Consider the following 23,244-nt stretch of genomic DNA (forward strand, 5'->3'; position numbering starts at 1 on the left):
TTTAACCTGCAAGGGAATTTTGTTTTCCCTGCTGCAGTTCATACATTTGATAATACTTTCCTTTTTGTTTCATAAGCTCGTCATGGCTGCCCCGCTCGGCAATCTCGCCGCGGTCGAGCACAAGAATCTGGTCTGCATTCTTAATCGTTGAAAGCCTGTGGGCGATGATAAAGGTTGTTCTTCCTTTTTTCAGCACCTCAAGCGCTTCCTGGATGACCGCTTCTGTTTCGGTATCTATACTCGCTGTTGCTTCGTCGAGAATCAGGATGGCGGGATCAAATGCAAGTGCTCTGGCAAATGAAATGAGCTGCCTTTGTCCGGAAGAAAGCGTGCTTCCTTTTTCAATAACCGGTTCATCGAATCCAAGCGGCAAATGTTTCAGGAGTTTGTCAGCACCTACATCAGTTAGTGCCTTTTCAACTTGCTCACGTGAAATCGCAGGGTTGTTCAGACTGACATTCGCGGCAATGGTTCCGGTAAACAGGAACGGGTCCTGAAGCACAATCCCCATATGCTCCCGCACAGTCTGGCGCGGCATCGACATGATGTCTTTTCCGTCTATCATGATTTTCCCTTCCTTGGAGTCGTAAAAGCGGAAGAGAAGATTCATTATCGAACTTTTTCCCGAACCGGTATGGCCGACAAGCGCAACCGTCTCGCCCTGTTTTGCCTGAAAGTCAATATTCTTCAGGACATATTCGCCTTCCTTATAGCCAAACGAGACATTCTCAAATGTAACATCACCCTTGTAGCGCGGCTCTTTCTTTTCGCTGACGTCGATCCCTTTTTCATCAAGCAGCGTAAAGACTCTCTCTGCTGAGACACGCGCTGTTTCAAGCTGGGCAAACTGATTGACAATGCCTGTAATCGGCTGAAAAAGCCGGTTAAGATAATCAACAAACGCATAGAGAACTCCGATTGATACCACGGAACCGACACCGATCGAGGCGCCCCCAAAATACCAGATCAGTGCAACAAAGGCACAGTTTCTCATAAATCCGACCATGTTGTGCGAAAGTAGAGAGTTCAGGCTCAAAAGCTTGTTTTGATAATGAAAATGCGAATCATTCATCTCTTCAAATTCAGCTCTAGTTTCTTCCTGTCTCCGGAAAGCCTGGATGATCGTCATCCCTTGGATGGATTCATTGATCATTCCGTTAATGTCACTGACGAGCGATCTGATCTTATGGTTGTAATCTGATGCATACTTTCTGTATACCACACTCCATACTGCAAGAATCGGAAGGATGACCATACAGATCAAGGCAAGTTTCACATCAAGCAGGAATAACGCAACAAAGATTCCTGTAATATAAATCGCACTTGTAAAGAACGTCGACAGAACCGCAACGAACAGCTCTCTGATCGCCTCTGTATCATTTGTAATCCTAGCGACTACTTTCCCTGCAGGGAGGTTGTCAAAATAGACAACCGGCAGTCTTTGAATATGGGCAAAAACATCCTGGCGCATTTTCTGGATAATCCTGTTGGATGTAACCTGCAGAAAATAACGCTGTCCGTAATGAAAGAAAGAGGCAAAAACAAGCAGGCCGAAATAAATAAAAATTAACGTCAGCAGCCCCCCGATTTCCGGTTCATAAAAAGCAAACAGCTCTTTAGAAGACAGCTTCGTTCCCTGATATGACTCGGACTGCTCTCCCTTTGCAATGGTGACTGTATTTCCGTCAGCATTGCGCTCTCCGTCAAACTGAAGCTCACCTGGGATAAAATAATAATCCCGCTGCACTTGGAGGATGTGCACTTCTTTCCCTTTTTCCTCACCGGGCTCAAAATAATCTTCCCGTTTGTAAAAGGAGCCATTATAGGCAGTCGTCTGCTCCCCTTTTTCTGTTTCATACCATGTTTTTTCGATGCCGAGAATATGGTCATCAATCATTTTCTTGGCGATGAAAGGACCGGTCAGCTCTGCGCCTACGGCAACCGTAAGCATTAGGAGAGCTGCGATCAGCGTTTTTTTATAAAGGGCTGCATAGCGGAATAATCGTTTTCCTGTGCTCATGCTCCCACCCCGCCTTCGTTTTCAGCTTCAATTTGCTGGCGTTCAAATTGCTCCTTGTACCAGCCATTTTTTGCAAGCAGCGATTCGTGCCTGCCTTCCTCGATGATTTTCCCTTCATCAAGGACGATAATCCAGTCTGCATGTTCAACCGCAGACAGGCGGTGCGTTGTAATAAAGGTTGTTTTTCCGGCACGCTCACTGCGGATATTCGAGATAATGGCCGTTTCCGTTTTTGCATCTACGGCTGAAAGCGAATCATCCAGAATTAGAATTTCAGGATCTATCAGAAGAGCACGTGCAATGGAAATCCGCTGCTTTTGGCCTCCTGACAATGCGACTCCCTTTTCTCCGACGAGCGTGTTCAAACCCTCTGGAAGCATCTCAAGATCTTTTCTGAAAAACGCAAGATCAATGGCCTTATTCAGTTCTTCATCTGATCCGTCTTTTTTCCCGAAGAGAATATTTTCTCTTACCGTTCTTGAAAAAAGGACATGATCCTGCGGGACATACCCGATAAACCGCTGCAGCGTTTCAAGTGGGATTTTTTCAATCGGAACACCGGATATCAAAATCTCTCCGCTTCCTGCAGGATATTGTCTCAAAAGCTGTTTGACAATTGTTGTTTTTCCGCTGCCGGTTTTTCCGACAATCCCGATTGTTTCTCCCCGCTTGACCGAGAAGCTGACGGCGTTTAAATTCCCCACGTTTGATGAGGGATACCGGAATGTCACATTTTTGAATTCAATGGATTTAGGCGAACTTACCTGCACCTGCTGATCGGCATTTTTCACATCCGGCTCATAGGAAAGAGTGTCATTGATTCTGTCTAGAGAGGCATTGCCGCGCTGCATAATATTAATCAGCTCGCCAATCGCAAACATCGGCCAGATCATCATGCCTAGGTAAACGTTGAAGGAAACAAGTTCACCAAGGGTAATTTCATTATGGAAAACGAGATACGCTCCGTATCCGAGACCAATTAAGTAGCTGATGCCGACAAGCAGCTTAATCGTCGGTTCAAACAAGGCATCAATTTTGGCTACATGAACATTCTTTTTGTAAACATCATCAGTCAGTTCGTTGAATCTGTTCACGTCAGCCTGTTCCTGAACATACGCGCGGATTACCCTGACTCCAGATACTGATTCCAGCACCTGATCGTTCATATCCCCAAATGCATCTTGAGCAGCCGTGAACCGCGTATGAATCTTCTTCCCGTAGATCCCCATGGCGATTGCCATGATCGGCAGCGGAAGAATGGCTGCAAAGGTCAGCTTCCAGCTGATGAGTATCCCCATTGTTAAAAGGATCGTCAGCATGAACATGCTTGAATCAACCAGTGTCAGGATCCCAAAGCCGGCAGTAGTCGATATCGCTTTTAAATCGTTTGTCGCACGGGCCATTAAGTCACCCGTTCTGTTTTTTTCATAAAAACGCGGTGTCATGACCAAAAACTGGCCCATCAGCTTGGATCTCAAAATTCTCTCAGCGAGATGTGCTCCGCCAAATAAACTGTACATCCAGAAGTATGATAAAAAATAGACAAGTACACCAAGACCGATAAATAATACAATGTACTCCACAAGCAAATCACTCGTAAAATTCCCTGTCTGAATATCATCAATCGCGTTCCCGAGCAGCTTTGGAGGAATAATCTCCAGAACATTTACAACGAGCAGCAGAATAATCGCTGCTGTATAACGCTTCCAGTATTTCTTAAAAAACCATCCTAATTTCCCTAAAACTGCAAACATGCTTTCATCTCCCTTAAAACTTCCTTTTAACTATCTAGCCGCTTTCCGGATCGCCTTTCTTCACGCGTTTTTCAGCTTTGCTTACCCAAACATTCATTTCATTTCCTCCTTCTTTTGTTTTAAAAATATAAAAAAGGCACATCTCCGTCAGAGATCTGCCTTTTTACACAAACATAAAAAGGCACATGAGTATACAGTAGAGCATACCCCGTGCCTTTTGCTTACAAGTATTTAGAGCAAAAACTCTAAATAGCCGGAAGGCAAGGCGGGGCTGCATAAAAACGGTTTTTGCGATCGAACTGACGTGCAATGAACTTTTTCATGTTGTACCCCTCCTTTACCATTTTTTTGATTTTATTCCTAAAATAGATTACCATTCGTTTCATTATTTTGTCAATTAAGATTTTTCGCTATTTTTCTCATTTTTATAAAGACAGGTTTCAACATCTTAAAAACAAGGTAAAGAACACTATCAAACGACATAGGAAAATCAAAGGAGGAACATGATGAGCCAGTTAGTATCCACAAGTCTTTGTACTCAGAATCCATTCAGAATGGACCAGCTGATCAGTTTGAATCAGCTTGCCAAAAATTATAGCGGGAAGGTGTATTTCATAGCTGGAAGACGAAGCATTGTGGATGTTTCAAAACTTCCTTCTTTGATAACGTTCTCTCTTATGACGTCAAGCTCAAAGCAGATAAAAGTGTTAATTGACGGTGAAAATCCAGGCGAGCTTCTTGCTGAAATGGATGACATCTGTTCAACAGAATCACGCTTTACATCAAGCTTTCTGAATACAGCTGAAAAAGTAAAGGTATAAAGCTCCAGGGTTTTTACAAAAGATAATGTCAGGACACCCTGTTTTCAATCCACCACAGAAAAGGAGACCGCTGCTATGATCAGAACTATTTTAATCGTAATTGGAGCAATCGTCGTAATCGGCTGGCTGCTTAACGTTATCCTATAAAAACCAATAAGGGAGAGGAACCTTATGTCTGAGCACAAACAAGTAAATGTTGAACGAAAAGAAGAGCACAAGACAAATAACAGCCTTCTTGGCGCCACTTTTATCAAATACACAGCATATCTTGTTATTTTCTTCGGAATTATATGGTTTTTAATTACTTATATTATGCCAATGTTTTAGGATAAAGAGTTTTAAAACCGCGTTCGTAAATGGATGCGGTTTTTTGTTGTGTTTTGTTTTGTGTAGGTGGTGACGGGAGCTGGTGCCATCAAGCTTCTGGTTTGCGGGTTTGATGGTTCTATTCTGCTTGTTTGGAACCACCAAACTTCTGCTTACCCTTTTTGATGGTTCTATTCCACCCGTTCGGAACCATCAAACTTCTGCTTACCCTTTTTGATGGATCTATTCTGCTTGTTGGAACCACCAAACTTCTGCTTTCCCGTTTTGATGGTCCTATTCCACCCGTTCAGAACCACCAAGCTCCTGCTTTCCCGTTTTGATGGTCCTATTCCACCCGTTCAGAACCACCAAGCTCCTGCTTTCCCGTTTTGATGGTTCTATTCCATCCGTTCGGAACCATCAAGCTCCTGCTTTCCCGTTTTGATGGTTCTATTCCACCCGTTCGGAACCATCAAGCTCCTGCTTTCCCGTTTTGATGATCCTATTCCACCCGTTCGGAACCACCAAGCTTCTGCTTTCCCGTTTTGATGGTCCTATTCCACCCGTTTGGAACCACCAAGCTTCTGTTAAGCCGTTTTGATGGTCCTTTTCCACCCGTTTGGATCCACCAATCTTCAGATTCATGCTTTTGATGGTCCTATTCCCCCGCCCAAAAAACCCCCGATCGCAAGCCCAGGCATTCCGCATAAAAAACCGAACAGGAGTCTCCCTGTTCGGTCTAAAATTAACCGCCCCCGCTGTCTGCCGGAGGTGCAGCAGGCTCTTCAGGCTCGGCTGGCGGTTCCTCAGGTTCTGCCGGCTCAGCTGGCTCTTCGGGCTCTGCCGGTTCCTCAGCTGGCGGCTCGGCTGGCTTTTCTTCTTCTTTTTTCTTCTCTTCTTCTTTTCTTCGTTCCTCTTCTTTTCGTGCTTCCTCTTCTGCTTTCCGCGCCTCTTCTTCTGCTCGTTTAGCTTCTTCTTCTGCTGCTTTTTTTGCTTCCTCATCCTGACGCTTTTTCTCGTCTGCTTTTCTCTTTTCTTCATCGGCTTTTGCTTTTTCTTCCTGCTTCAGCCGTTCCTGTTCTTCTTTTCTTGCTTGGGCATCTTGTTCTGCCTTTTTGTCAGCTTCTTTTTTTCCTTCTTCAGCCCGTTTCTTTTCTTTTTCCTCTTCGCCTGTCTCTTTTTTCTTCACGGGCTTTTTTTCGTCATTCTTAACCTGCGCAAGTTTAAAGTCTTCAGGCTTTTCGTTTTTCAGTGCTGCATCCATTATGACTTTATAGAGCGGTGCAGCTGTTGCACTGCTGGACGTATTCAGGTAATGATTTTCATCTGTCTGATCGTAGCCGAGCCACAGCGCACCGACTACGTTCGGTGTATATCCGACAACCCACTGGTCCTTTGTCCCGTCGATGCCGTCAATGCCAAGCTGGGTGGAACCTGTTTTCGCCGCAAGCTCATGCTTTTCGAGCCCGGCTTTTTTTCCTGTTCCTTCTTTGACAACCCCAAGCATCATGTGTGTCATCGTTTGAGCTACTTCTTTTGTCGTTACTTCTGTTTCTTTCTTTTTCCATTCCGCAATGGTGTTGCCCTGCACATCAACAATTTTCGTGATCGCATGAGCTTCTACGCGCGTGCCGTCATTTGGAAAAGCGGAATAGGCTTCTGCCATGTTAAGGGGTGCAACACCTTCATCAAGTCCTCCGAGTGCAAGACTCAGGTTGCGGTCATTCTCTGTAATCGGCAGGCCGAAACGCTCTGTCGCATCTACGCCTTTTGCAACGCCAATCTCATTTAGCGTCCAGACGGCCGGCACATTATGGGATTTTACCAGAGCTTCATACATCGTAACCTCGCCGTGATAGGAACCATCAAAGTTCTCTGGCTTATAACCGTCAATGTCAAGAGGCTTATCCTCAAGCTTGGAGTTTACAGTCATCCCGTTTTCAAGAGCCGGCGTATAAACCGAAATCGGCTTCATCGTTGAACCGGGCTGCCTCTTCAGCTGTGTAGCCCTGTTGAATTGCCTGAATGAGTGTTCTCCGCGGCCGCCGATCAGCGCCTGGACTCCTCCTGTTTTAGGGTTAAGGAGAACCGCACCGCTTTGCACGAGCTGATCTCCGCCCAAGTCAGGGAAATTCGCATCGTCTTTAAAAACATTCTCGATCGATGACTGCATATCCTGGCGCAGTTCTGTATGAATCTCAAACCCGCCGGCAAGAATTTCATTTTGCGTTAATCCGTATTTTTTGATCGCTTCTTCAATGACGTGATCCACGTAGGATGGATAGCGGCCTTTATATTGATCCAGTTCTTTTCTTTCAAGAACGACTTTTTCATTTTTCGCTTCGTTCATTTCTGCTTCAGTAATTACTTTTTCTTCTTTCATCAGTTTCAGAACAACGTCTCTCCGGTCAAGAGACTTTTCCATATTCTTGACTGGTGAATAATTTGTCGGGGCTTTAATCAGGCCGACCAGAATCGCCGATTCGTTAAGGGTCAGATCTGCAGGCTCTTTTCCAAAATATACTTTTGAAGCCCGCTTAAGTCCCCAGGCACCCTCTCCGAAATAAACTTTGTTTACGTAAAGTTCCAGTATTTCTTCTTTTGAATATTCGTCTTCAATCTTCTGAGAGATAAAATACTCATCAAATTTCCGTTTAAATGTCTGATCGTGAGTAAGCAGGGTATTTTTGGCAAGCTGCTGTGTCAGCGTGCTTCCTCCCTCTACAACTCCTCCCGCCAGCACATTCTTGAATGCAGCACGGACAATTCCGATATAATCGATCCCATTATGCTTGTAGAAATTCTGGTCCTCTGTTGCCTGAAGCGCCTCATAAAAGTGTTCGGGCACATCTTCATACTTGACCCATTCCTGTTTGGAGCTTGAGATCTTGCTTGCGATTTCTCCGTTCTGATCATAAATAATTGTCGGGGCGTTTGCTCGTTCTTCCAATTTGCTCACATCCTGCGATGCAATAACTGAGTTGTGCACCATAAAGACAAGGATGACTGAAAGCAGCACGAAGATGAGCAGTTTCATGAACACACCCTTAATTGAAAATAGTGACTTAAACATGAATAACCCCCTGATATAGAAAAATAAATCCTATCTCTTATTACCCCAATTACAACAGGTGTACGCCTATTTATGAAAAAATGTGTCCGCCACAGCTAAATTTCTGACAGATGAACGTTTTCCCAAGGAAATATCAGGGTATTTACATAGAAACAAAATCATCTGCCAAAAGAAAGGAATGAATGAACTTGGATACATTTCACCACATTGTTGTAGCTTATGACGGACAGGATGAAAGTTCAGCAGCTCTTGTTAAAGGAATTCAGCTGAGCAAGCAGCTTGGCACTCGATTAACAGTTGTTCACGTCTATCAGGCAGAGCACGCCATGAATACAGGAGGCGTAAGGCCCGCTATTCCGAGTGCTCCTGCAAACGGTTACCTGACTGATAACCTTCAGAACTATCCGGTGGCGCCTGATGCGGCACGGCAGTTTGATGATCAGCCGAAGAATGAATACTTCGACCATTCTGATGAAGTCACGTCGAGGATCCGAATGAAGCTTGATGAGAACCAGGCAACTGGAGACGTTGAGATTCTGTCAGGCTCTCCTGCAGATGCCATCCTTGCATTTGCTGATGAACATTCAGCCGATCTCATCATTATGGGCAACAGTGATTCAGGCGGCCTTAAAAAACTGCTTTTCGGCGGTGTTAGCGATAAAGTGCATCATCAGTCGAATATTTCAGTGCTGATTGCAAAATAAATGTGATAACGGGTGCTTTTTAAAGCATCCGTTTTTTTGAGTGCTACTCAAAAACCCCTGACACAAACAAAGTTTCAGGGGTTTTTTCGATCCTTGCAGACTCCAGTTCCTTTTACTTTTATCACCAGTTGACATAGATCAATAGACTGATATAATACTTTTATGCACAAAAGCATAAAAGCGTTTAAGTATAAAAGGAAGGAATTTCAATTTATGAATCAATCAAAATCACTTTCATTCACTGGTTCAGTGATTCTATTTTTATCGATGATCGGCATTATTTTCATCAGTTTATTTTACTTGAAAACAGAACCGCATCTTCCGCTGATGCTTTGCCTTGTTTTTCTCAGCGGCGCTGCAGTCCTATATAAGTACTCTTGGAAGGATATTGAGGACGGAATTGTAAAAGGCATTCAATCCGGTGTTCAGCCGATCATTATTCTGGCTCTTATCGGAATCCTTATTGGAGCCTGGATGTTCAGCGGTACGATACCGACTGTTATGATGGCTGCTTTGTCCATCATAGATCCGGCGTACCTTCTGATTTTGACTCTTGTATGCTGTACCATTATTTCAAGCCTTGTGGGCAGCAGTTTTACAACGGTCAGCACAGTCGGAGTTGCTCTTATGGGAGTGGCGATTGCTGCAGGAGTTCCTGTTGAATGGGCTGCAGGGGCTGTTATTTGCGGAGCATGCTTTGGGGATAAAATGTCGCCGATGTCAGATACGACGAACTTTGCCTCCGGTGTTGCCGAAGTCAATATTTTTACACATATCCGCCATATGTCAAAGACAACAATTCCAGCTTATGCGATAACAGCTGTTCTTTTCTGGTATATGGGAACAACACTTGCAGCTGACGCAGCGACACTAGATAACATCAAAGAAATTATGACGATCATGAAGGAGCACGTAACGATCAGTCCATGGACTTTGATCTCTCCTCTGATTGTGATTGGTCTTGCCATTTCCAGGGTTCCTGTTATTCCTGCTCTTGCTGCAGGCATTGCAACTGCCGGCATCACAGGTCTCCTCATTCAGGACGGGACAAATCTTTCCGGTTTCTTAGCTGTTCTGCAAAATGGAACAGCGTTTGATATTCAGCAGGAAACCGTCCAGCAAATGCTGAACCGCGGCGGGCTTCAATCTATGATGTGGTCCATTTCGCTGATCATGATCGCATTTGCTCTTGGCGGATTGATGGATAAAATGCAGCTGATTCAGACTCTTTTAAACGGATTGATTGAGAGAATTAAAGTCAAAGGTCAGCTGATCCTTGCAACCATTTCTTCTTCAATCGGAGTTAATCTCGTAACGGGAGAGCAGTATTTGTCCATACTCATTCCCGGTCAGTCGTTTAAACCGGCCTATGAAAAACTGAACGTTGAAAAGAAATATTTATCAAGATCCCTTGAAGATGCCGGAACTCTGATAAATCCCCTTATTCCCTGGGGAGTAAGCGGAGCCTTTTTCGCGCAGACACTCGGCGTGGACGTCATTGCGTACCTGCCATTTGCGTTCTTTCTCTATCTGTCTCCATTGTTTTCTGTCCTTTTTGGATTCCTGCCTGCTAAGAAATACACAGTCTAGCAGAAAATCCCGCCTGACCCAGGCGGGATTTTTATTATTTCTCGACCACTTTCGTTTCTTTTGCAATCAGTTCATCAAACAGCTTCTGAAGTTTTCTTGTGACAGGGCCGGGAATTCCTTCCCCAACCTTCCCTTCATCAACCTTTATCACAGGAATTACTTCACTGGTCGTAGATGTGATAAAAGCTTCATCAAGAGAGGCAAGACCTTCTGTGCTCAGTCTTTCTTCCAGAAACTCAATTCCGTTCTGTCTGCAAAGCTCCTCTACTTTCATTCTCGTAACACCATTCAGAATCAGGTTATTCGCAGGATGAGTAAACACACTTCCGTTTTTCACTCCGTAGAAATTGGAGGAAGACCCTTCCGTAATCATGCCGCTCCGGTGCAGCAGCGCCTCATAAGCCCCGCGGTCATGCGCCTCCTGCTTGGCAAGGACATTTCCGAGAAGATTCAAGCTTTTGATATCGCATCTGAGCCAGCGCACGTCTTCAAGCAGACAGAGAGAAATCCCTTCCTCCTGCTCTTTTGCGGGTTTTGAGCAAGGAATTGGATAGGCTGTTAATTCAGGAACCGTATTCTTGCCCGGAAACAGATGTTTTCTTGCGGCAGCCCCTCTGGTTACCTGCATATAGACACCGCCGTCTTCTGTCTTATTCAGGCGGAGAAGTTCCTCAAGCTGGTCTGTCAGCTCCTTTATCGTATATGGAAGGTCGATTTTGATTTCTTTTGCGCTTCGAATGAACCGCTCCATATGCTCCTTCATCGCAAAATATGCTCCATCATACACCCTGATGACCTCATAGACCCCGTCACCGAACTGATGGCCCCTGTCTTCAAGATCAATTGAAACTTCATCACGCTTTTTATATTCACCGTTAACAAGTATGTACATGATAAATCTCCTTTTTATAAGTTTAGTCTGATTTTGCATAGGTGCCTTTTTACTAAATCTGATAATGTGAATCCATTTTCACAAAGTTTAATAAGTTTTGATACCAGTGGATTGGAGCGGAAGGCACTTGACTCCTGTCCAGCTGCAGCGCCCAACTCCTCTGTCAGAACGGAACCGTCGCCAAAGGCAAAAAGCGCCTTTACCGCCGTTTCCTTATCTGACTCCCGGAGATAAACGGGCGCTTCCACTTTTCTAGGGGATGAAGAGGGCACGGAAGATCCCGCAAGCGCAGCGAGGAAGCTTCCGGCGCTCCCCGCGGAAAGCAAGTGACTGCAGCGTAAAGGAACGGGTTTCCCCCTAAAAGTAATTTGTTTTTAAACAACGCAGTGCAACCTGCCCTTAAACCTATGGTATGATGAAACACGCTGAACTGTAAAATGGTTTTCTATTTTTCTTTCGACATTTTCATAGATTTCAGTTGAAATTTCACCCCGTGTCATTTATGATGAGAATATCAAATAACACAATATATTGATTATTTACTAAAATTTAAATACTACATATTGAAATTAACAGCGAATCAAGGTGCCAACATGTTGGCTTAAAAGGGAATCCGGTGCAAATCCGGAACTGTCCCCGCAACTGTAAGTGTGACGAACTGGGAATACCACTGTACGAGAGAAATGTATGGGAAGGACTCAGCGCAGAGTGATCACAAGTCAGGAGACCTGCCTTAGATTTGCACAAGTTTCGAATTCTTCGGGGACTGAGGAGATGAAACGATGGCCAGTAACAGGGATGCGTGCACCCTCTTATTCTATCGTTTGATCCGCTCATGTTCTCATGGGCGGTTTTTTTGATTTTTCGCAGTATTTTTTCTGAAAGATCATTGACCGTTATATTACGCGGAAAATCTGAAGTATAAATGAGGAGGATGTCTTATGGCAACCAAAATGACCACCTTAATCGTAAACGAGCTGACAAACGAAAAAGCCCCGTTCTCACAGGAGCGGCTGACTGACTTTATTTCTGAAACCGGAAAAGATTTTAAAGAGCTTGACCTCCATACATACACCGAAAGAGCTGTTCAAAGCATGGAAGGCCGCACAGTCTGTTCTGCCTCTCAGGTGACCAACCTGCTTATTCTCGAAGGCCTCTCAAATATCAGTGAGCTGCAGCCGGAATGGACCTATTTTTGTGCCCGGATTTATCTTAAAAAGCTTTATAAAGAAGCTGCATTCAACAGAAAATCAGGGGGCGGCACCTTCCTGTCACTGATCAAAACCCTTACGGCAAAAGGCATCTACAGCAGACATCTTCTTGATTCTTATTCCGAAGAAGAAATTGAGCAGCTTTCGCAAGTCATCGACCATGACAAAGACAAGCTTTTTACATATATCGGGCTGCGGACGCTCTCTGACCGGTATCTTGCGAGAGATTATGACAAGTCGGTTTATGAGCTTCCCCAGGAGCGGTACCTCGTCATCGCCATGACGCTGATGGCAAAGGAAGAAACGGAACACCGCCTTCAGCTTGTAAAAGAAGCCTACTGGGCACTCAGCAATTTGTATATGACCGTTGCGACTCCAACTTTGTCAAACGCAGGAAAGCCTGTCGGACAGCTGTCCAGCTGTTTTATTGATACAGTTGATGACAGCCTGCAGGGCATCTTTGACAGCAATACAGACATTGCCAATCTCTCAAAATCTGGCGGCGGCATTGGAGTTTATCTCGGGAAGATCCGCAGCCGCGGGAGTGATATTAAAGGCTTTAAAGGAGTGTCATCCGGTGTCATCCCGTGGATGAAGCAGCTGAACAATACGGCGGTAAGCGTTGATCAGCTCGGGCAAAGAAAAGGCGCGATTGCCGTTTACCTTGACGTCTGGCACAAGGATATCTATTCATTCCTTGATTCCAAGCTGAACAATGGTGATGAGCGTTTACGAACGCATGACCTCTTCACCGGCGTATGCCTCCCGGACCTTTTCATGGAACAGGCTGAAAACCGCGGGGAGTGGCATTTGTTCGACCCTCATGAAGTACGGAAAGTCATGGGTTACTCGCTGGAAGATTACTATGATGAGAGAGTTGGCTCAGGTTCGTTCCGCGAAAAATATTGGGAATGCGCCAATCATCCGGAGCTCTCAAAAACAACTGTTCCTGCGATTGACATTATGAAGGGCATTATGAAAAGCCAGCTTGAGTCAGGAACCCCCTTTATGTTTTACCGGGATGAAGTGAACCGGAAAAACCCCAATGCGCATAAAGGAATGGTTTACTGCAGCAATCTCTGTACAGAAATCACTCAAAACCAAAGCCCGACAACCATGGATGAACAGTACACAGAGGACGGCAAAATCATTACCGTTAAAACACCGGGAGATTTTGTTGTGTGCAACCTCTCTTCCATCAACCTTGCCCGGGCTGTGACAGATGATGTGCTGGAGCGGCTGATCACAATCCAGGTCAGAATGCTCGATAATGTCATTGATTTAAATGATATTCCCGTACTTCAGGCCAAGCTCACAAACAAAAAGTACCGCGCAGTCGGCCTCGGAACCTTTGGATGGCACCACCTTCTTGCGCTCAAGCGCCTGCGCTGGGAAGACGAAGAAGCCGTTCAGTTTGCAGATGAACTCTATGAAAAAATAGCCTTTTACACCATTCAGGCAAGCATGAGGCTTGCAGAGGAAAAAGGCGCCTATCCTGTCTTTGAAGGCTCAGACTGGCATACTGGCGACTACTTTAAGAACAGAAACTATACACCTGACTCTATGCCATGGGATGAGCTTTCAGAAAAGATCAAAGAAAACGGCATTCGAAACGGCTATTTAATGGCCGTTGCCCCGAATGCTTCAACATCCATTCTTGCGGGAAGCACGGCAAGCATCGATCCGATTTTTCAAAAAATGTACTCCGAAGAGAAAAAGGACTACAAAATTCCCGTTACTGCACCTGACTTAAATGCAGAAACCACCTGGTTTTATAAATCAGCCTATTTGATTGACCAGATGTGGAGCATTAAACAGAACGCAGCCAGACAAAAGCACATTGATCAGTCTGTCTCATTTAACTTTTACGTCCGCAACACCATTAAAGCAAAAGAGCTGCTGGACCTGCATCTGACCGCATGGAAAGCGGGTCTTAAAACCACTTACTATGTCCGGTCAACATCAAGCGAAATAGAAGACTGCGAATCCTGCGCAAGCTGATAAAGGAGAGATGGCATATGACACACTCATTGAACGCGCGTCCGATCATGGACGCTTCTGCGCCGAATCGTTCAACTTCCATCATTAACGGGAGGAGCTCAAACGTTTTAAACTGGGACGACGTATCTTATCCCTGGGCCTATGCAAAATATAAAAAAATGCTCTCTAATTTCTGGACGCCGTTTGAGATCAATATGTCAGGGGACATTAAACAGTTTCCAGAGCTTTCCGGTGACGAACAGGAGGCATTTTTGAAGATCATCGGCCTTCTGGCTCTTCTTGACAGCATCCAGACGGACTACGCAGGAAAAGTAGCTGAGTATATAACAGACTCAAGCATAAACGCCCTGATGATTATGCTCGCACAGCAGGAAGTCATCCACAATCATTCCTACTCATATGTTTTGTCTAGCATTGTTCCAAAGCATGTTCAGGATGAAGTTTTCGAATACTGGCGCAGCGAACCTACGCTGCGGAAGAGAAATGAATTTGTAACAAGCGGCTATCAGGCTTTTGCGGAAGAAGCGAATGTGCTGAATCTGCTGAAATCCATTGTATATGACGTTATTCTTGAAGGACTCTTTTTCTACTCAGGATTCGCGTATTTCTATAACCTCGCACGCAATCAAAAAATGGTCGCCACATCCACGATGATTAACTATATTAACCGGGATGAGCAAATTCATGTGGATCTGTTCGTGAAAATCTTCAAGGAAATTCTCCGCGAATATCCGGAATATGATACAGCTGAGCTGGCAGCATTCGTTCAGGAAACCTTTAAAGAAGCAGCCTCCCTTGAAATCGAGTGGGGACGCACCATTATCGGAAACAAAATAGACGGCATCCATATGCAGGATGTGGAAGATTATATTAAGTTTTATGCAAACGTAAGATGCAATCAGCTGGGCTTTGAGCGTCCGTTTGAAGCAAACCGGACAAACCCGCTGAAATGGATCAAGGCCTATGAGGAAGTTGACCTTGGGAAATCCGATTTTTTCGAGCAAAAATCAAGACAGTATACGAAAGTCAATTCGATTGACAACGGGTTTGATGATTTGTAAATCACTTATGAAGAAAAGCGCCTTAGCGGCGTTTTTTTTTTTGAGAAATCAGTGATACAAATTCAATTTTTTTCCGTTAGCTTTACAGCAGGAAAAACCATCTCCCGCTTTCCAATTTGCGACAAAAAATGATATTCTTTAATTTAGATGAATGTCTGATTAAATTAGAGGAGATTAGGAGATGACAGTAAACGACGACGCTAAGTTGTACGAAAGGATTCTGAGGAAAGACAAAGATGCTCTTGAAGCTATGTACGACCGCTATGAAAAGCTGCTTTACTCTTTTGCTTTCCGCATTACTCATGATCATACTCTCGCTGAAGAAGTCCTTCAGGATGTCTTTATGAAGCTGTGGCACGGAAACCGTGTTTACGACAGCACAAAAGGAAAATTCACTTCCTGGCTTTTGACTGTCACAAGAAATCAGGCAATAGACCTGATTCGCAAACATAAAAAGGCCGACACCGTCGAAATATTAGAAAAGGACGCTGTTTCCACTCCGGAACAGTCAGTAGAACATGAAGTTGAATGGATGGAAAAAGGCGAGATTTTAAGAGAAGCTGTATCCAGACTGAAAAAGGACCAGCAGCAGATGATAGAACTTTTCTATTTTAAAGGATTTACCCAGCAGAAGATCTCGGATGTGTACCAGATTCCGCTTGGAACTGTTAAAGGACGAATCAGGCTTGCGCTGAAACACCTGAGGAGCATGCTTGAAAATGAAGGGAGGGTTATGGATGAGTAGCCAAATGTGTGAGAAGCTGTACGATTATTTTAGTGAAAGTTTACCACCGGAAGAAAAAGCCGAGTTTGAAGCTCATTTGGAGTCATGTCCTGATTGCAGAGAAGAACTTCAGGAATTGACCTCTCTGACCGAAGACCTCCCTTATCTCTCTGTGCCTGTGCAGCCTCCACAGGAAATGAAACAGAGGATTCTCGGAAATGTGTTTGAATCTGATTCTGCTGCTGTTGATGAAAATAAAAATGACCGGAACAAGATGGTAAACTTCCCGGTTCAAATCAAGTCTGAAAAACGGCCAAATCGATTTGTCCTCCCGTCTGTCGCAGCTCTGCTGTTTGCATCATTGCTCGGAAATGCTTATTTTTTCACTCAGATGGAAAATGAGTCTCCGGAAGAAAAAGCCATAAGTATCGATGATCTGCAAAAACAGGTTGCACTTGCACCGGTTGATGATCAGCTGAGCGAAACGACGGCAATGGCAGCATTGATGAAAAAAGATTCCAAAGAAATGGTCTTCCTTCAGGCCGAGCAGCTGAAGCAGCTCGATGAAGGCGAAGTCTATCAAGTATGGCTGATTGAAAATGACAAGCCGGTTGCGGCAGGTTCATTCGTTCCAGATTCATCCGGACATGGTGCCGTCATGTACGAAATGAATCTGGAAGGCGGATTCAACTGGGATACGATAGCCATAACGATTGAACCTAAAGCAGGAAATAAGGCTCCTGAAGGCGCTGTTGTTCTGGCGTCACAGCTATAGTCCCCCAGAGAGTACGGTACTACCGTACCCTCTTTTTTTTGTTATGAAACCTCTTTTTGAGCCGTATTGCTCCCCTCCCTCAACAAAAATTGACAGAATTGAGCAAAAATCCCCTTAATTTACATTATTTTTACATAAAATTCACAAAACCCCTACATCTTCCAGCTAGAATTGAATTTGTGTAAAAAAATTGTAAAAAAGGAGATTTTCATGTCACGCCAAAAAAGACGTTCCTGTTTTATTTATCCCTTAATCCTTATGATGCTTGTCTCAAATCTGCTTGCCGCTTTTCCTCCGGCAAATGTGTCTGCTGAGGTAAATGCAGTTCCATCAGGGGCAGAAACGGCTGTTCCTGCCGAAGAAACGGAGTCTGAAAAAGAGGAAAAAGAGGCTCTGCCTGCAGAAGCTGAAGCAATTCCTGTCGCCCCTGACAGCCAGCCGGAAATGCCGGCTGAGCAAGACACTCAGCAGGCACCGCCCGCAGCTCAAACTCCGGGTCAGGTAAAGGAGACGGAGCCAGCGACTGAACAAAAACCTGTTCAATCAAAAAAAGCAGAAGCTGAACAAGAGCCTGCTGAATCAAATGAACCAAAACCTGAACAGGAGCCTTCCGATGGACCAAAACCTGAGCAGGAAGCTTCTGAAAAAGAGCAAAAAACACCGCCTGAAGCAGCCATTGAGACAGAAAATAAGAGCAGTGTGCCGATGAACGGCTCTCCCCTGCTTATTACAGAGATAATGGCCGACAATGCCGGTGCTGATGAATTTGAATACATAGAAGTACACAATCCGACGGATAAGCCGGTCATCTTAGATCATTACACCATTTCTCTCCGCTATACGGACGGAAGCAGCACGGATAAACCGGCTCTTTTCAGTCCTTACACTCTTGGTTCAGGGAAGACAGCCGTACTCTGGCTGAACCTGGCAGATAAATCCCTTGAAGACTTTAATCAAAAATACAGCGTCCAATTAACTACTGAGCAGGTTGTTGAATTTACGGGCACACCTAACTTTGCAAATGGCGGAAACCGCGGCTTTGCGATAACGGGTCCAAATGGAGATGCCGCAACAGCTTCCTATCTCGCAGAAGATATCAGCAGCGGCAAGTCCGTACATTACACATTCCCTGAATCCGGCACGGAAATGAAGAAGCTTGAAAAAAAAGCAGATCCCACACCTGGAATCATTCTGAACACACAGGCACCGGCGGAAGCTGTCCCGACACCTGAAAATCAGGAGCCTTCTGCTGTTCACGAGCCATTAACATCCATTTCTGAAGGCAGCACTCCTTCTCTCACTGCAGTTATTACAGATGACACTGCCGACATCAGAGCAAACCTTTATTACAAAACAGACGGTGATTTCAAAAAAGCGCCAATGGCTTCTGAGGGGAATACGTACAGTGCCTCCATTCCAAAAGAAGAGCTGACCGGCGAGAGTTTCTTCTATTACATTGAAATCACCGATCCAAACAACCGGGTGCTGCTGAACAACAGCGGTGCAAACTACAAGGTGACCATTGACCGGCCGGAAGCCCCCCCGGCAGAACCTGATAACCCGGAAGATTTCGACAGTTACCCGCACCTCCTGATTACTGAGATTTCACCGAATTCAGCAGGACCTGGAACTGACTACTATGAATATTTCGAAATCTACAACAACACAGACAAGACTCAGTCGCTTTCTGATTATTCGTTTGCATACCGGTATACGGATACAGGCAGCGAAGTGTCTTTTAAGATTCCTGAGGATCTGACGGTTAATCCGCAGGAAACGCTGGTCCTTTGGTTTAATAATGGAAATCTGACAGCCGGGGATTTCAATAAACAGTTCGGAACAGCTCTTGAATCATCCAGCCTTGCGTTCTTTAAAGATGCATTCCCAGGCTTCGCTAACGGAGGCAATAGAGCCATCTCGATTAAAGACCGCACAGGAGCTGAAGTTATCTCCGCAGCTTATTTGGCCAATGAAACCGATAATAACGGTAAAACAGTTAAGTACCAGTACCCGAAAACAGGAACAGAGATGGGCAAGCTTCAAACTCTTGCTGATCCTGATCCGGGAGCCATATCCGCAGAACAGGTCCCTTCTTCTCCTGCGAAAGCTCCTGAAGAAAATAATGATTCTGTTAAGCCTGAAATCACGCATACTCCTGTAACGACAGCAGAAGGCTTTAAAGAGATTGCGATTGAAGCTGACATTACAGATGATAAAGCTGTCCCTTTTGCAACACTGTTCTACAAATCAGAAAATGACAGTACGTTCCTGTCTGTTCCGATGAACCCTGATGAAGCAAAACCTGAACAGTACAAAGCAGTGATAGCAGGTACTGACGTCCATTCAGATGTAATCTATTACATTGAGGCCTCTGATGGCATCAACACTGCTGCTACAGAAGAACAAACGATTGCCGTAGATCTTCCTGAAGTGGATACGGAAAAGCTCCCTTATTTCCTTGTTACGGAAGTCGTTCCTGATTCGTCCAATGTCGGTTCAGGTGACGGGTATGAGTTTGTTGAAATCTACAATAATACGAACCAGACTGTTAATTTTAAAGACTACAAGATTAATTACCGTTATGGAATGGAGGCATCTACCGATGTTGTCTGGCCTTCGGTACCTGAAGATCTTTTGATTCCTTCCGGTGAAACACTTGTTTTCTGGATCATCAATGATCAAAACAAAAACAGCACAGTAGCCGACTTTAATAAGAATTACGGCACAGACCTTGAAGAAAACAAAGATATTGTCCGTATTTTCAGTGGTGGCATGGCAAACGGAAGTACAAGGGGCCTTGTCGTTTCAACCAACACAAACAAAGAAGTTTCGGTGGCCTACTATAATGAGCAAACCGGAATTGACGATACCGCAGCAGATAAAGGAATTTTCTACAAATATCCTTCTGACGGATCGACCGTTCAGGTGAAGGTCAGCGCAGGCGTGAAGGCTGCAGCGCCGGGTTCTGTTGAAGCCTACCAGATTCCAAAAAAACCGGTTACTCAAAAAGAGGACAACAGTCCGCCAACTGTAAAAGACCTTACTGATCTGACAGAAATAGATCAAAAAGAAGATATTCATATTCTTGCAGAAGCAAAGGATAACAACTCTTTAACATCGGTCCGGCTGTTCTACAAGACCGATCAGCAATCTGACTACCAGAGCGTCATTCTCAAGGAAGATTATGATGATATGCTCTATCACCATACGATTTACTCACCGGACCTGATTGGAAGAAAATCAGTCGAATATTATTTTACTGTCTCAGACGGAATGAATGAAACAGTCAGCAGCAAAAAGACAATTGCCATTACAAGTGATTTTGATGATGCCGATCTTCGGTTGAATCTTGAAGATGGACAAATTCTAAGCGGAGAAAAAATCATAAAAGCTACAGCAAAAGACGGAAATCCGAATCAGATTTCCATTAAAATTGACGGCAAAGAGGCAGAGGAAACCTACCGTTCAATTGAGCGCACCGCCTATTTCGCATTTGAAGCGAACGGCCTCAACACGTATTTCCAGAACGCTGTTACGATGGGCGAGGACATCCTTTATTTAATGGACAAGGATTGGTTGACCGACTGGAAAACGTATACCGTTCCGGTTGATCCCGAGCGAATACAGACAGGCGAAAATATTCTCACAGTCCGTTCAGGAAATAAAGCGTCGCCATTTGATCTTGACTCAGAGGAAAACCGTGATGATTATACAATCCGGAACGTTAGACTTGTTTTATCCGACGGCACTGTCCTTAGACCGGACAATTTCCCAGATGAAAAGAAAGTTATGACCATGAATGATGCTCACCCGTTTGAAGATTTTTCTTTCCAGCTTGCAGATGAACTTGCAGCAAGCAAAACCTATAAATGGGATACAAAAGCTTCGTTTGACGGAGACCATGTCATATCTGTCCAGCATTTAAATCATGCCGTGACAGCAAATGTTAAGGTGGACAATACGGCTCCGGTTATCACTCCTTCTATTGAAGAAGGCAAAGAATATAAGGGTTCATTTGAAATCAATGCGGGGATCGAGGATTCAATAGCAGGCATCGCTTCTTCAGAGGCATGGCTTGATGGTGCAAAAATTGATTTTCCGTACAGCACCGCCTCCGGGAAGATGAAGCCCGGTGACCATCAATTAACAGTTAAAGCAGCAGATAAAGCAGGAAATCACGCTGAAAAAGTCATCACATTTAAAACGGCAAACGAAAATCCTGAAAAAATTGAACTGATTGGACCGGCAGACGGTGCAAAAGGACTTCCTGCAGGCGATCCGAAGCTTCAGGTAAAGGTGACGGATCCTTCAAACGACAGCATGAACGTCTCCTTCTTTAAAGGGTATCAATACACCCCGTCTGACAGCAGTGTTAAATCATTCAAACATGCAGCAGATACAGAACCGCCCAAGCAGCAAGCACCTGCAGGTGAACAGGCATTTACGTCTGAAGATATTCAGCTGACGTCAGAAAAAGACGGCACCTATCTCACGACAGATTCAAGCACGCAGTTCCCTTATCACAGGTTTGATGTAACCGTTGATCCGGCTGTGGATGACAGTGACCGCATTGAGCTCAAGTGGGACGGAAATTCATTAGAAGGCAGAAAAGTTTCCATGTATGCCTGGAGCCATAAGCAAAAGGACTGGTCCCTTGTAGATGTTGAAATTGCAGGGACAGAGGACTTCGAGCTTACCGGAAGCGTTCAAGCAGGAGAATTTGTAAAAGGCTCAAAAATCAACGTTCTTGTTCAGGACGAAATTCCAAAAAGTCCGGAAGAGTATGATTACACATTTGCCTGGATGTCCGACACACAGTATTATTCGGAAAGCTACCCGCATATTTACCAGCGCCAGACAGAATGGATTGCACAGAAACAGGAAGAATTAAAGATTAAGTATGTTTTCCACACCGGAGATCTCGTCAATATCTCTACGGATGAGAAACAGTGGGAAATTGCCGATACATCAATGAAGGTGCTTGACGATCAAAACATCCCGTACGGTGTACTGGCCGGTAACCACGATGTTGATCAGGTATCAAACGACTATACCGATTACTATCGTTATTTTGGAGAGGACCGCTTTCAATCAAAAGATTATTACGGCGAATCTTATCTTAACAACCGCGGTCACTTCGATTTAATTTCAGCCGGAGGCAATGATTACATCATGGTTTATCTTGGCTGGGGAGTAACAGATGAAGGGATAGCCTGGATGAATGATGTTCTTTCCGCCTACCCTGATCGAAAGGCCATCTTAAGCTTCCATGAGTATTTACTGTCAACCGGCACACGCCACCCATTGGGAGAAAAATTGTATAATGAAGTCGTCGTTCCAAATAAAAACGTATTTGCTGTACTGAGCGGCCATTATCATGCCGCGAAAACGTATGTTGATCAAATTGACGATAACGGTGACGGCACGCCTGACCGTACGGTTACTCAAATGCTTGCTGATTATCAGGCAGGCCCTGAAGGCGGGCAGGGATATATGAGGCTCCTTCATTTTGATCAGGACAACAACAGGATCCTTGTCAATACGTATTCACCTTATTTAGATGACTATAACTATTACGATACGGATGAATTCCCTGAAATGGATGAGTTTGAGATCAGTCTTGACCTTGCTCCTGTAGAGAAGAGAATTGCCACCGATTCCTTTGCAGTAAATGTTTATACAGATGAGACAATCGGCTCGGATGAGAACATAGAAAGCGGCTCGATTGCAGAAACAATCTGGACAGGCCTTGAAACCGGCCAAACCTATTTCTGGTACGCATCAGCCGAAGATTCGTTTACAGGAAGTACAGTTTCCGACATCTGGTCCTTCACAAAAGGAGAGAAAGTAACGGTTCCTGATGAAGAAGACCCTCCTGCTGACGGCGGCGGAGACACAGGTAATCCTCCTGCTGACGGCGGAGAAGATTCAGGTAATCCCCCTGCTGATGGTGAAGGAGATACAGGTACTCCTCCTGCAGGCGGCGGTAATCCGGGAGAAGACAGCGGCAATAACGGCCCTGGTGCTTCCCCTGGTAAAAACGGACAGCCTAAGGGATCTGAAAATCCCCGGGATCCAAACAAAGAGGATTCGGCACCTGATCATGACCGTGCACAAGGGGACAGCGATGATGCAGCTAAAGGCAGCCATTTGCCTTCTACTGCTACAGAAATGTATAACCTGTTTGCTGCAGGAGGCTTATTCATCCTCGCCGGAGCATCAGTTTTGCTTTACCAAAGAAGAAAAAGAAACATCTCTTAAACTAGCTGAACAGCAGCATGCACGAACAGGAAAAGGAGACGATCCCGCCGG

13 protein-coding genes and 1 riboswitch are annotated in these 23,244 nt (G+C 44.8%); of the genes, 9 read left to right on the forward strand and 4 right to left on the reverse strand.

Features of this window, described 5'->3' with window-relative positions:
• Position 1: 1 nt before the first annotated feature.
• Together MHB63_04500 and MHB63_04505 are read right to left on the reverse strand one after the other, a co-directional pair.
• A complete protein-coding gene (locus MHB63_04500; GenBank protein ID MEK3805853.1) occupies positions 2-2,020 on the reverse strand; it encodes an ABC transporter ATP-binding protein in 2,019 nt (672 codons plus the stop codon).
• Entirely contained in the window at positions 2,017-3,774 is a 1,758-nt protein-coding gene (locus MHB63_04505) for an ABC transporter transmembrane domain-containing protein (protein MEK3805854.1), read from the reverse strand. Before MHB63_04505 ends, MHB63_04500 begins: the two co-directional genes overlap by 4 nt.
• Before the next feature lie 506 nt (positions 3,775-4,280).
• Between MHB63_04505 and MHB63_04510 the strand changes: the two genes are divergently transcribed.
• Positions 4,281-4,595: a hypothetical protein gene (locus MHB63_04510; protein ID MEK3805855.1), complete on the forward strand. Its 315-nt coding sequence runs from the start codon at positions 4,281-4,283 to the stop codon at positions 4,593-4,595.
• A gap of 171 nt (positions 4,596-4,766) precedes the next feature.
• Positions 4,767-4,922, forward strand: a complete 156-nt coding sequence (locus MHB63_04515) for a hypothetical protein (GenBank protein ID MEK3805856.1) — start codon at positions 4,767-4,769, stop codon at positions 4,920-4,922.
• 724 nt (positions 4,923-5,646) lie between these two features.
• On the opposite strand, the gene MHB63_04520 is transcribed toward MHB63_04515, so the two are convergent.
• The gene (locus tag MHB63_04520; GenBank protein MEK3805857.1) at positions 5,647-7,974 is read right to left on the reverse strand and encodes a PBP1A family penicillin-binding protein; all 2,328 of its coding nucleotides are present in this window, start codon (positions 7,972-7,974) and stop codon (positions 5,647-5,649) included.
• A 188-nt stretch (positions 7,975-8,162) separates the two neighbouring features.
• Here MHB63_04520 and MHB63_04525 point away from each other — a divergent pair, with 188 nt between their 5' ends.
• Both MHB63_04525 and nhaC read left to right on the forward strand, forming a co-directional pair.
• Positions 8,163-8,678: a universal stress protein gene (locus MHB63_04525; GenBank protein ID MEK3805858.1), complete on the forward strand. Its 516-nt coding sequence runs from the start codon at positions 8,163-8,165 to the stop codon at positions 8,676-8,678.
• A 213-nt stretch (positions 8,679-8,891) separates the two neighbouring features.
• Positions 8,892-10,268 carry a Na+/H+ antiporter NhaC gene (gene nhaC, locus MHB63_04530; protein ID MEK3805859.1) on the forward strand — a complete coding sequence of 459 codons (1,377 nt, stop codon included), beginning with the start codon at positions 8,892-8,894 and terminating at the stop codon, positions 10,266-10,268.
• 34 nt (positions 10,269-10,302) lie between these two features.
• On the opposite strand, the gene dat is transcribed toward nhaC, so the two are convergent.
• Entirely contained in the window at positions 10,303-11,160 is an 858-nt protein-coding gene (gene dat, locus MHB63_04535; GenBank protein ID MEK3805860.1) for a D-amino-acid transaminase, read from the reverse strand.
• 566 nt (positions 11,161-11,726) lie between these two features.
• Positions 11,727-11,911: riboswitch (cobalamin riboswitch) on the forward strand.
• A 190-nt stretch (positions 11,912-12,101) separates the two neighbouring features.
• Between dat and MHB63_04540 the strand changes: the two genes are divergently transcribed.
• The 5 genes from MHB63_04540 (at position 12,102) to MHB63_04560 (ending at position 23,193) form a co-directional block, all read left to right on the forward strand.
• A complete protein-coding gene (locus tag MHB63_04540; GenBank protein ID MEK3805861.1) occupies positions 12,102-14,372 on the forward strand; it encodes a ribonucleoside-diphosphate reductase subunit alpha in 2,271 nt (756 codons plus the stop codon).
• Positions 14,373-14,389: 17 nt separating this feature from the next.
• On the forward strand, positions 14,390-15,433 hold the full coding sequence (locus MHB63_04545) for a ribonucleotide-diphosphate reductase subunit beta (protein MEK3805862.1): 1,044 nt from the start codon (positions 14,390-14,392) through the stop codon (positions 15,431-15,433).
• A 181-nt stretch (positions 15,434-15,614) separates the two neighbouring features.
• Positions 15,615-16,178, forward strand: coding sequence for a sigma-70 family RNA polymerase sigma factor (locus MHB63_04550; GenBank protein MEK3805863.1), 564 nt, complete (start codon positions 15,615-15,617; stop codon positions 16,176-16,178).
• On the forward strand, positions 16,171-16,932 hold the full coding sequence (locus MHB63_04555) for an anti-sigma factor (protein ID MEK3805864.1): 762 nt from the start codon (positions 16,171-16,173) through the stop codon (positions 16,930-16,932). Before MHB63_04550 ends, MHB63_04555 begins: the two co-directional genes overlap by 8 nt.
• A gap of 210 nt (positions 16,933-17,142) precedes the next feature.
• A complete protein-coding gene (locus MHB63_04560; protein ID MEK3805865.1) occupies positions 17,143-23,193 on the forward strand; it encodes a lamin tail domain-containing protein in 6,051 nt (2,016 codons plus the stop codon).
• Positions 23,194-23,244: the final 51 nt, after the last annotated feature.

Source organism: Bacillus sp. FSL H8-0547, from assembly GCA_038002745.1.
Lineage (GTDB): Bacteria > Bacillota > Bacilli > Bacillales > Bacillaceae > Bacillus_P.